This is a genomic window from Clostridium chrysemydis (assembly GCF_015234215.1).
In the GTDB taxonomy this organism is placed as follows: Bacteria; Bacillota; Clostridia; order Clostridiales; family Clostridiaceae; genus Clostridium; species Clostridium chrysemydis.
Genome location: NZ_JADEKP010000003.1, coordinates 153,052 through 165,634, shown reverse-complemented (window position 1 = coordinate 165,634; position 12,583 = coordinate 153,052). Strand labels below are relative to the sequence as shown.

The 12,583-nt window shown below is 28.1% G+C and carries 7 protein-coding genes and 1 riboswitch; of the genes, 2 read left to right on the top strand and 5 right to left on the bottom strand.

Features of this window, described 5'->3' with window-relative positions:
* Positions 1-5: 5 nt before the first annotated feature.
* The 4 genes from INR60_RS10825 to INR60_RS17555 all read right to left on the bottom strand — a co-directional run bounded on the left by INR60_RS10825 (position 6) and on the right by INR60_RS17555 (position 8,852).
* Positions 6-695 carry a response regulator transcription factor gene (locus INR60_RS10825; RefSeq protein ID WP_194191547.1) on the bottom strand — a complete coding sequence of 230 codons (690 nt, stop codon included), beginning with the start codon at positions 693-695 and terminating at the stop codon, positions 6-8.
* A 76-nt stretch (positions 696-771) separates the two neighbouring features.
* Positions 772-2,628: an ABC transporter ATP-binding protein/permease gene (locus INR60_RS10820; protein ID WP_194191546.1), complete on the bottom strand. Its 1,857-nt coding sequence runs from the start codon at positions 2,626-2,628 to the stop codon at positions 772-774.
* On the bottom strand, positions 2,625-4,580 hold the full coding sequence (locus INR60_RS10815) for an ABC transporter ATP-binding protein/permease (protein ID WP_194191545.1): 1,956 nt from the start codon (positions 4,578-4,580) through the stop codon (positions 2,625-2,627). The genes INR60_RS10820 and INR60_RS10815 overlap by 4 nt, the downstream gene beginning before the upstream one ends.
* Before the next feature lie 357 nt (positions 4,581-4,937).
* Positions 4,938-8,852: a glycosyl hydrolase family 18 protein gene (locus INR60_RS17555; RefSeq protein WP_274380441.1), complete on the bottom strand. Its 3,915-nt coding sequence runs from the start codon at positions 8,850-8,852 to the stop codon at positions 4,938-4,940.
* Positions 8,853-8,910: 58 nt separating this feature from the next.
* A riboswitch (cyclic di-GMP riboswitch) is annotated at positions 8,911-8,997 on the bottom strand.
* A 179-nt stretch (positions 8,998-9,176) separates the two neighbouring features.
* Between INR60_RS17555 and INR60_RS10805 the strand changes: the two genes are divergently transcribed.
* A complete protein-coding gene (locus INR60_RS10805) occupies positions 9,177-9,911 on the top strand; it encodes a LytR/AlgR family response regulator transcription factor (RefSeq protein ID WP_194191544.1) in 735 nt (244 codons plus the stop codon).
* A 235-nt stretch (positions 9,912-10,146) separates the two neighbouring features.
* A complete protein-coding gene (locus tag INR60_RS10800; protein WP_194191543.1) occupies positions 10,147-11,214 on the top strand; it encodes a sensor histidine kinase in 1,068 nt (355 codons plus the stop codon).
* A gap of 13 nt (positions 11,215-11,227) precedes the next feature.
* Here INR60_RS10800 and INR60_RS10795 read toward each other — a convergent pair whose 3' ends face one another.
* A complete protein-coding gene (locus INR60_RS10795; protein WP_194191542.1) occupies positions 11,228-12,577 on the bottom strand; it encodes a hypothetical protein in 1,350 nt (449 codons plus the stop codon).
* Positions 12,578-12,583 lie beyond the last annotated feature (6 nt).

Genomic DNA, 12,583 nt, shown 5'->3' with positions numbered 1-12,583 from the left:
TAAATCTATTCCACATCAAACTTATATCCTGTTCCAAAGACTGTTTTAATGCAATAAGACTTATCTTTTAAATTTTTTCTAAGTTTCTTTATTTGAGAATCTACTACCCTAGTATTCCCATAGTAGTCATACCCCCATTTTTCCTCTAATAATTTTTCCCTTGATATAACAATATTCTTATTTTCCATTAAGTATTTTAATATTTCAAACTGCTTTGGTTCAAGTTCAATTTCTTCTTCCTCAATGAAAACTTTCATTTGAAGTTTATCAATTTTAACCCCATTATATTTTAATATATCTTTTCTTTCCTTATGTTTTTCTTTAGCCATTGAGTCAATTCTATCTAAAAGCACCTTAGCTTTTGCAATTAATATCTCTAGATTAAAAGGTTTAATTATATAATCATCTACCTTTAACTCGTATCCCATTAATACATCTTCGTCCTCAGCCCTTGCTGTAACCATCATAACAGGAACGTCTGATCTTTTTCTTATCTTTCTTAAAACTGTAAATCCGTCTAATTTAGGTAACATAACATCTAAAATTACTAAATCTATATCTTTATTAAATTTATCTACTGCTTCCATTCCATCAGTTGCACTTATAACTTCAAATCCATTAAACTTAAAATAATCACAAACCATTTTATTTATTTTTTCTTCGTCTTCTACTATTAGTACTGTTTTATTAACCATTTAACTTCCTCCACTGATGCCTTGCTTATATTTTAAGTTTATCACTTTATCTTTCTACTTGTCATTTTTATTTAAACTAACTCCTTAAAGCTTTCACAGTTTCTGTCTTTATCAATTTAAAACTTATTAAATTTGTTAAACCTAAAGTTAAACTAACATTTACAAGTATTAAAATAATAAATGAGGTCATACCTAACTCTAACCCATAACCAAATTGACTTTTGTAAATAATAGATATTATAAAAATCAAACCAAAAGAAATTACTGTTGAAATTAAAGAAAAATATAAACTTTCCTTAAACATTATTCTACTAATATTTCTCTTACTATACCCTATAGCCCCTAAAATACCAACCTCTGAATACCTCTCAACTGAAATTTTATATAACATAATTGAACTTATAGAAACTCCTAAAATTAAAATTATATAAGCTATAGATGTAAAAAGTTTAATTAATCTTACAAAACTATTTTGAAAAGACTTAACATCCTCACTCTTTGTTAAAACATCTAACCCTGAATCTTTTAATTCTTTATGAATCTCTGGAATCTTAGAAAAATCACTTATTTCAAAATAAATTGCTTTTACTTTATCCCCGTCCTTTACATAGTTCTCATAAACTTCTTTCTCTATATCACTACTTAATATAAAATCTTGGTACTTAGAATTAGTTAATCCGCTAACCTTTAATTTTATTTCCTTAGTTTTTCCCATTTTATCCTTATACTTAATATTTATTTCTTTTCCTAAAATATCTTTAGGATTATCTACTAATCTTTTTGTTAAATTCATAGCTATAGCTATTTCCTTTTCCTTCTCCTTTGGCATAGTGCCATAAACTAAGCTTTCCTTTGGTATAGCTGTTGGCGTTTTGTAGTCTATAGTATAGGATTTATCATTATTTTCTAAAGTTATATTTTGTAAATCATATTGATAATATATGTTTTTAATTCCTTCTTTAGCTTTTAAGATATTTATTATATCCTCTGGACTTTTTTTAGTACCTTCATCTATAGGTATTTGACATAAATTATAATAAAAATTCTTCTCTTTAAATTCTTTAATTGCTTTCTTATTTATATCCTTTAAAGATAATGCCGAAACAAAGGAAGCAGATCCAAGGGCGATTATAATTCCAACAAGGACAAATTTTACAAAATGAATCTTGAAATTTTTAAAACTTATTTTATTTTCTATTTTATTATTCAATTTAGATTTTATCCAATTGCTTTTGTTTTTTTCTGATTTATTTTCTATTAAATCATCCTTTGCTAATTTTTTTATAACTAAATTTTTATTTTCAAGTTCTATTATTTCGTCTGCAAACTTTGAGACGTTTTCATCGTGAGTAATTACTATAACAGTTTTTTCTTTAGATATTTCCTTTAATATTTTCATTATTTCTAGGCTTGTTTCTTCATCTAAAGCTCCTGTTGGTTCATCAGCTAAAATTATATCTGGTTTATTTATTAATGCTCTAGCAATAGCTACTCGTTGTTTTTGCCCACCGCTTAAAGTCTCAACCTTTTGATCTTTTTTATCTGTAATTTTAAGAGAGCTTAATAAATCTAAAGCTCTCCTAATCTTTTCTCTTTCTTTTATATTATTGTTTAAATTTATTCCCATAAGCACATTTTCAAGTACAGTATAGCCATTTAAAAGATTATAATTTTGAAAAACAAACCCAATCTTATTAAATCTATAATCACAAAGTTCATCCTTTGATAAACTCTTTAAGTCTATCCCAAAAGAAATTATATCTCCTTTATAATCTGTATCAAAACCAGCTATAAGATTCAATAATGTAGTTTTGCCAGATCCACTAGGTCCTAAAAAACATGTTAATTTATTTTCTTTAAAAGAATAATCTACCTCTTTATATATTTCTACTTCTTTAAAACTCTTTTCTAAATTTCTTAAAGTTATCATCATCTATCACCCTTCATTAAATTATTTTCTGTCTTTAAATTAGATAATATAATAGCCGATAGAATTCCCATAAGTAGTCCTAAAGATATAACTATTCCTGCACCTAATAATCTTGTATTTACTCCTACAATCTCCATATCAAAAATAGATTTTGATATATTATTTATAACTGGTAATGCTAATGCAAACATTATTGCTGATACTATTGAAATTAGTATATATTCCATTATATTTAAAATCGCAATACTCTTTTTTGAATATCCATTAATACTTAAAATTGCAAACTCTCCTTTTCTTATATATCCATTTATTAGTGTTATTAAGATTGTAACTATCATTGCAATTGCAGCAAGTATAACTGAAACTGAGCTAGTTTGATCTTTACTTACATCACTTATCTTTAAGATATCTTTAACAGTCTCAAATTCACCTATAGGTGTTAATCCATCTTTTTCTAGCTCGTTAACTATAGGCATTATATCTTTAATTTCCTTAACTCGTACTCTAAATGAAAGGTTATCTGTATTTGAATTTGATTGCTTTTTTATATCTTTAACTACATCTAGCCCATATATAAAAGAATCCTCTAATTCTATTTCTTCTTTTCCATATGATGGAGAATCTATTGTATATTTAGTATTTAATACTCCTACTATTTTCACATCACTTATTTTAATTTTGACTTCTTTTGGACTTCCTGAAGACCAATCAAAAGCGACTCCATCTATAGAAATAGTTTTACCTATAACATCTTCTGGTTTTAAATTTAGATTTTCAACAAACTTTTTACTTATAGCAACTTCTCTACCTGACATATTTGGAACTCTTCCTGATTCAACCTCATTTACTATTGGAACTGTATTACTATTTTCTATATCATATTCTTTTCCATCTAATTGCACCTTCATATTTTGTATTCCATCTACTGGAATAATAAATTCTATTCTTGGATCATTTCTTAGCCTTTCAAATGCTTTTGATACATCTTGTTCTATGTCTAATGAAGCTCCCTTTTCACCCTTTGTGCTTACCCCTGACATCATACTTGTTGCTAAGTCTAAATCTCTAAGATTATTTCCTCTCTCTAAGATTAATTTATTTAAAATTTCACTATTTTCATTAGCTACTGTTCCACTAAAGTTTAATAATAAAAAATATGATGCTAACATTAATATAAATGCTGTAAGTAAAAATTTTAAAAATAAACCTTTAAAATTTTTTATTCCTTGAACAACTGCCATTTTTATTGATAAATTAGGTTTAATTATTTTCTTTTTTTCTTCTGATAATTGTACCTTTTTAGCTGAGTTTATCTTTTCAATAACACCATTATTTAATAAAAAACAATTACTATCTTCTGTAACTGCTGATTTATCATGAGTTACAACTATTACAGTTCTCTCTTTAGCTATTTTTTTAAGTACATCCATTATCATTTTAGAAGTCTTTTTATCTAAAGCACCAGTAGGTTCATCTGCTATTATTACCTCTGGCTCTTTAACTAAAGCTCTAGCTATTGCTACTCTTTGTTTTTGTCCTCCTGATAAAAGAGAAACATTTTTCTTTGCAAATTTTTCTAGTGCTAATCTTTTCAATATGTGATCTACTCTACTATTCATTTCATTTTTATCTATATTTTCAAGTTCTAATATAGCCTTTACATTATCCTCAACTGATAAGTGATCTATAAGCTTGAAGTTTTGAAATATAAATCCAACTGAATTATAATAATAAGAGTCTAATTGAGACTCTTTAAACCTTTTAATAGGCTTACTTCTATAAAATACCTCCCCTTCGTAGTCTCTATCTATCCCACTAATTATTTTCAATAAAGTTGATTTTCCACTTCCAGATGGTCCTACAATAAAATTTAGCCCTCCTTCAATCTCTAGATTTAGATTTTTAATTACTTTTACACCATTAAATTTTTTCACTATGTCTCTTAAAATAAACATCTATATACTCCCTTTCTGCTACCCCTTTAATTCTGAGTTTCAAATATCTTTAAAATCCAACTTTCCTTCTTTTTCCATTTTATTTTATTATCTTTAATCTTATATTAAATTCAACTTATGCCTTTCAAATGCTTAAGTTATGACTTTAATATGACTAAAAAAATCTACCGCTAAGGCAAAGCCTTTAGCGATAGATATAATTTACTGCATCCTTTCTTCCTTTTCTGCATTTACTATTTTCACCATATTGATACTTGTTTTTATTAAAGTAAATATATTAATAGAAAAAGAGCACGATATTTTTAAATACCATGCCCTTTTCTTCTTACTCATTACTTTTTCTAACTTTATAATATTTTATTTGATTAATTTCCAAGAATCATCGCTACCTGGCTTTGATGTTGTCCACCATTTAGCTTCATATATCTTTCCTTCAAAAGAAACCTGCATTCCACCAGTACAAACCATTCCTTCATACCAGTTTAAGCTTCCGTCTTCATTAGGTTTAACTATCTTTTCAAAAGCTTGTGATTTGTCTGGTGCTTCACCTTGAACCCACCACTTAGCTTTATATTCTTCACCTTTGTAGATAACTATTTCTCCGCCATAATAGATTTTATTAATATCAAAAGTATCTTCTACAATAGAGTTATCTTTTACAGTTATAGTTCTAGTTTTAGTTGTTTCTAATCCTTCACTATCAGATACTTTATAAGTTAAAGTATATTTTCCACTCTTTGAAGTATCAACTTTTCCTGTAACTTCAATCTTAGAAGTTAAGTCTCCATCCTCTTTATCGTTAGCCTTTACTCCTTCTAATGGATTAAAGCTATCTCCTAAATTAATAGTCTTATCTTCTATTCCACTAAAAGTTGGAGCTGCATTTTTATCTGGAATTTCTTCTCCTGTTCCAAACTTTTTAAATAGGTTTATATGCTCGTATGGAGCGTATATTCCTTTATTTGATTGCGCCATAGAATCTCTATTTATAGACCACATTGAAGTCATTCCAAGCCCTTTTTCTATAGCATGATCAACTACTAAGCTAGTCCACTCTTTAGGGAAGATTGGGTGTGCTTCTCCTTCAAATCCTACTGAAACTGTAGTTCCTATTTTTCTATATGCTTCTTTGTCTGTTAATTCTGTATTTGCATACTTTTTATAATATTCTTTTAATTGATCTTTAGTGCTATCTACTGCTCTAAGTGAAGCTGTTCCGTAGTTTTCACCTGGAAGAAGAGTAGCTTGTCCGTAGCACATAGTCATAATATTTACTAAATCAACCTTTACCCCTTGAGAAAGGTAAGCTTCTAAAACATCTAACTGAACATTTGTTAAACCGCTAGGTAAAACAGCTAAAGTTAAAACTACTTCTACGCCAGTTTCATCTTGAACTCTCTTTATTGCTTTAGCGTTTTGGATGTTTAACTGTTTGTTAGTTGAAGTGGCACCTTCAATATCTAAATCAATCTTAGTTAAACCATAGCCTGTAACTATTTCTTTATAAGTGTTATATAAAACATCAACATCTTGACTAACTTCCCAAATAGCAGTTCCATTTAAACCACCTAAAGAGATTGCAACGTCTCCGCCTAACGATCTAACATCTTTTATAGCTTGTTTTATACCTTGGTATTGAGTGTTATCTTTATGTCTTTCACTTAAGACATCAAACCCTCCAAATCCCCAGTTAACTTTTCCGTTTTGAACTCCTGAAGTTGCTTGAATAAATCCTAAGTTAAAGAATTTTACTCCTGTATCTTCTGATATTTTCTTTAAATTTAAAGCTCCATTTACAGAGAAATCTCCATTATTCCAAGCTGTCATATCTGCAAAAGGTGCATTAACTTGCTCTGCCCACTCTACTCCTTTTCCAACTCCAAAGTCTGAATCTTCTACTGGTGGCTTAACTTCTTCAGTTTCTACAGTTATAACTCTATTTTTAGTAGTAGTTAATTCTTTACTGTCTGATACTTTGTAAGTTAAAGTATATTTTCCTTCTTTGCTTGTATCTACAGTTCCTTCTACTTTTATTTTTGAAGTTAAATCTCCGTCTTCTTTATCTGTTGCTGTAACTCCTTGAAGCTTATCAAACTTTTCGTTTAATTTAATAGTTTTATCTTCTACTCCTTTTAATTCTGGAGCTTCATTTACTTCTGGAGGTGTAACTTCTTCAGCCTTTACAGTTATTACTCTATTTTTAGTAGTAGTTAGTCCTTCTTTGTCAGATACTTTATAAGTTAAAGTGTATTTTCCTTCTTTGCTTGTATCTACAGTTCCTTCTACCTTTATTTTTGAAGTTAAATCTCCGTCTTCTTTGTCAGTTGCTGTAACCCCTTGAAGCTTATCAAAATCTTCATTTAATTTAATAGTTTTATCTAAAACTCCGCTAAGTACAGGTGCGCTATTAACTTCTGGCACCTTTTCTCCAAAAATAGTTTGTTTGTAAATTTCAGGTCCAGTTTCAGACATACGTTGAACTATCTCTATGCTTTCAATCTTAGCATCTCCAGATAATTTAAATGTATAAGTTTGTCCTTGTTCTATATTTTTACCTTCCCAAACTGATTTTAAATCTACAACTGTATATCCATTTTCATAAGTTACAGTACCAGATGTATAATCTCCTCTATTTAATGCCTTGTCAGTTTTTAAATATAGTTTTGGTGCTTTTATAGTTTCAGCACCTCTTTCAACTTCTTTTAAAACTCCATTAGACTCTTCTGCTTTTTCATTATTTTTAATAGTTATCTCATATCCTTTTTTATCTACTCCCCACTCTTGTTCGTAAGTATTTACAGTGGCTGAAATATCTAAATTAGAATATCCTATATCATGCTTTTGTAATTCATTTTCTCCAAAAAGACCTTTTTTAGTAGCTGTAGTTAATTCATCTCTTCTACTAGAATTATTAGTAGGTGAATCTTGAGATGCCATCCAGCCTATCACTCCACCTAGATTATTTTCATTTACATACTTAGTCTTTTCTTCTATGGATTTTACGTTATCATAAGTAAAGAATTTCCCTGTTGATTCGTCATAAAGGTATGGCGCCTTAGCTGTGTCATCCCAATATTCTTTAAGCCCTGGATAATTAGCTTTTAACTTATCTAAACTTCTGTAAGACCAAACACCGCTACTACGTCCCCCGTCCCCGACAGTAAGTGGTGCTTCGTTTGGAGCTCCATATGACGGAGTTTGATCTGCATCTTTTGAGTTCTTTTCAGCATCTTCAAATAATCCTGGTAATTCCTTATTATCTCCTTTAGATACCTTATTCCAACCTCTAGTATAATAAGCTGCACCTATAACTATCTTTTCAGGTTCTGCGCCCTTACTTAAAAGATAATCAACTGATTCATCAACTGATAAGTTATTCCCTTTTAAGCTATCATTCGGGTTTGCATAAAGTCCTGTTTGGTGACCACTTACAGGGTCCCAAGCCCCTCTCATGTCATAAGTCATTATGTTTGCAAAATCTACTACGTTAAATAATCTATCAACATCTACTCCTAAGTCCACTTTAGCTTTAGGTGCAGGAAGTGCTACTGATAATTCGTAGTCTTTATTAACTTCAACTCCTTTTTTATCTAAAGCGCTTCTTAATTCTTCAAGTAAAGTTATATAGTTTTCCTTATCTTCTGGGATTGAATGTATAGCACCTTCATCATTTTTATTATCAACTAAGTCAGGCTGCCTTACATCACCTGGGTATTCCCAATCTAAATCAATAAAATCCATATTAGTGTAATCTACGAATTTTATAATATTTTTTATAAAGTTATCTCTCTTATTTTTATCTCTAGCTATTAAAGAGAAATCTCCAGACTTAGACCATCCCCCAACAGATATTCCTATCTTTAAGTTAGGATTCTTAGCTCTAAGTTCTTGAAGTGCTATTAAAATTCCAGCGTTTGGTGCTCCCCACTGAACTCCAGCTTGTCCGACTGGCGCCCCTGTTGCAGCATCCTTATCTGTAAATACTAAGTCTCCATTAGAATCAAAATCCATAAACGCAAAGTTTAAATGAGTTAACTGGTCTGCTGGAATATCCTTTGGATAAAAGTTCCCTTGACCTCCCCAAATAGACCAATCCCCATAGTACATTACATTACGTTTTTGACTTTGGTTTTTAGTACTTGTTTTTTGTGTAATTTCCCTACTATTATTTGCTGCAAATGCCTCTAAAGTAGGTGAAATAGTAGATGCTACCACTGTAGCCATAATAGTTGTAGCTATTATTTTTCTGATTTTCGCATGGTTTTTTGCCATTTAAATTTACCCTCCTAAAATTAATTTTTTAGAAAATCAACCCTCGAAGTTTTTACTTCTAGGCAGCTGGCTGGCATAGCTAAAAAAGCCTTAGCCCCTATAGTTTTGCGTAAATCACATTTCTGTGACCTTGCTCTTTTCTAAGTAGTTTTAAATGTTAACTTTTACATTAATAGTATATAATTTGGTAAATTTTATGTATATATAATTGCAAGTTTTAAGGTACTTTTTGTAACTTTTAATTAAAGATACACTGCAAATTATTGTAAAATTATGAAATTTTAATGTATAATACAAATATCTCTAAAAAGAAAGGTTTTTTTTATGATTAAAATTGGATTATGTGACGATAACTATTTATTTATTAAAAAACTATCAGAAATATTAAAGGATTTATCTAAAAGCGAAGGCTTAAATATAGAAATAACATCATTTGAATCTTCAAAAGACCTTTTAGATTTTTACGGTAAAAATAAAAGCTATTTTGATGTTATTTTTTTAGATATATTAATGGATAACGATAGACTAAACGGAATAGAAACTTCTAAAATAATCAGAAAAACTTCTTCTGATATTTTTATAATATTTGTAACTAGCAGCAAAGATTACGCTTTAGACAGCTATAGTGTTAATGCTTTTAGTTATATTTTAAAGCCATTTTCAAAAGAAGATATCAAATCTAAATTTTTAGATGTATATAAAAAAATAGAATTAAATAAGAAAAGTATCTTTTACGTTAAAAATAATCAAGATATTTTCACATTAGATTTAAACAAAGTCCTATACTTTGAATCAAACTTAAGAAAAATAACAGCCCACCTTATAAACGGTGAAAAAATCTCTTTTTATAACAAGATGTCAAACTTAGAAGAAGAAATAAAAGATAGAAATTTTTTAAGAATCCATAGAAGTTTTCTAGTAAATTTACTCTATGTAAAAAATATAATTTCAAAGGATTTAATAACTACAACAAATAAAGCATTACCTATAAGCAGTAAGTATTTATCCTCATCTAGAGATATATTTACATCTTATATAAAGGTTAAGCTTTCTAGTTAAAGGAGTGTTTAAAATAGCCTTAATTTACTTTTTTATAACTTCAGTATTTATAATTTACATATCAAAAACTCACCTTAATTTTAAGTTAAAAGATATAATACCAACCCTTTCTTTTAGCCAAATTTTTATATTTTTATTATTCCTAGGTGTGTTTTTTAATAAGATAAGCATTTTGAGCTTTATTTTTTACATAATTATAGCTTCGATTTCTCTTTCTTTTTTCTACAAAAAAGAAATGTTTAATATTTATTTATTAACTTTAAAATCATACTATTTATTACTTATATCACTTATAGCAGTTTCTAGTTCTTTTGAAATATTACTTAAAAATAACACTTATTTGATTTTTGAGAACAAGCCTTATCTTTATACCTCATATTTTATTTCTATTGTCTTATATATAGTCTTTGAAATACTTTTTATAAAGATACTAAACTTTGAAAAACTTAAATACATATTAGATTCAGTAAATAAATTAATTCCCTTATCTATGTTTATTTTACTTATAATAAAAAATTTAAGTCTTTTATATGTGTTATTTTACTCAAAACACGCACCACTTGTCACTTACATAATATTTATTTCAATTTTATTAGAGCTATATTTTGAGGTGTTTATTTTAATTGGAATATCAAAATCATACGATTTATCTATCTATAAGCACAAAAACAAAATATTAAATATGCAATATGACTTACAAATCTCTAACCTAAAAAGACTAGAATCTAAAGAAGAATATATAATAAAAATATCTCACGATATAAATAACCACAAAATAGCACTTCACACTTTAATAGAAAATAATGAAAAGGAAAAAGCTTTAAATTACCTAAAAAACTTAGGAGTAGATTCTTATAAAACAAACGAATTATACACTAAAAACAAGATTTTAAATGCTATCTTGCTATCAAAAAAAGAAATCTGCGCTTTAAATAATATAGATCTTTCATTAGATATAAAAGTTCCTAGCCCCTTAGAAGTTTCTGATTTTGATTTATGTATAATCTTTGGAAACCTTTTAGATAACTCAATCGAAGCTACTAAAAAGCTTAAAAAATCTCCCTATATAAGGGTAAAAGCTAAAATAATTAATTCTAACTTAGTTTTAGAAGTTAAAAACAATTATAATGGAGAACTTGTAATTAAAAACAATAATATTTTCACAACTAAAAAAGATAAATTAAACCACGGCTTTGGAATATCTAACATAAAATCTACAGTATCAAAGCTTAATGGAATATACGAAATAAATAAAGACTCTAAAGAATTTTCATCAATCATTATGATTCCTTTAGAAAATTAAAACACCAGTATTTTTACTGGTGTTTTCTTCTTAAAAGAAATAAGCCTACAAAAGGTAATAAAAATGGTAATTCTTTTATATTTTCGCCCTCTAAATCCCCTTCTTCTAAGGGCTTAGCCTCATTTTTATCCTTTTTTATTTCTTTATTATCTTCTTTTTTAACGTCCTCTTTATCCTCTTTAATTTCTTCTTCCTTTTCCTCACTTAAAGAGACTTCGTCTTTAGCTTTAGTAGTATCTTTTTCTTCTTCTTTTACTTTTAAGTCTTTATCTAACATTTCTATAACAGATTCGTAAGAGACTTTATCATCTTTTTTAACCCTTATTTCTATAGAAAAATCATTCTTTGTCCCGTCTTCACCTTTATCAAAAACCCTTAAAAGATACGAAGTATAATTCCCTAAATCAAATTTTCTAATAAGCCTAACTTCTTTATCTTTTATTAAACCTTTAATATAATCTAAATCTTCTTTTTTAGGCTTATCATCAAATGTAATTATTATAGGATCTTTTTTCACTACGTCTTCTTTAACTTCCTCTTTAATTTCTTCCTCATTGTCCTCTTTTAATTCTGAAGAGTTTTCTAAATCTTTAGGTTCTTCAGGTTTCTCAGGTCTTTTATCAGTCTCTTTATCTTCTAAAACTTCCTCAAAGGAATTATATTTATCAATATTTAATATCATATCTTTTATAGAAGAATATGAAATATCAAATCTATCTACCCTGATTTCTATCTTATTTTTTCCAGAATTTAAAGAAAAGTATTCATAGTAATCGTCTAAATAACTACTATTATATTTTAATTTATTTATTTTTACTAAGGATTTAAAGTAATTATCTAAATACTTCTTTTTATCCTCTAAGCTTAAACTTCTCTTAACTTCAACTAAAAGAGTAGAATCGCTCCTTTTTAAAACTGGCACAATATTTAAAGCTATAAGGGATTTACTTACGTTATCACTAGGATAATCACTAACATTTACAGTGTATTCCCTAGATCTATCACTTCCATCTAAAGCCCTAGCCATAACCCAAACTCTTCCCTTTTCTTTCCCTTTAATATATGCCTTATTTCCATCTTTAGAAAAATCTATAACACTATCTTTTCCTGTAACCTTCCATTCGATTTCTTTTTTAGTAGCGTTACTGTCTACATACCCTTTTATTTTAATATCAGCTCCAACATATAACGTCGAATTTTCAGGTATACCATCTATAAAAACATCCTTTGAAAGTACAGTATTTTTCTCACTTTTAAAGCTTTCTTCCTTTGATTTTAAAGCTCCCTCATCCAATGCAAAAACAAAATCATTCGGAGTAAATATTACTAAAAATAATACTAATGCTAAAACCTCTTTTTTCAAACCCAA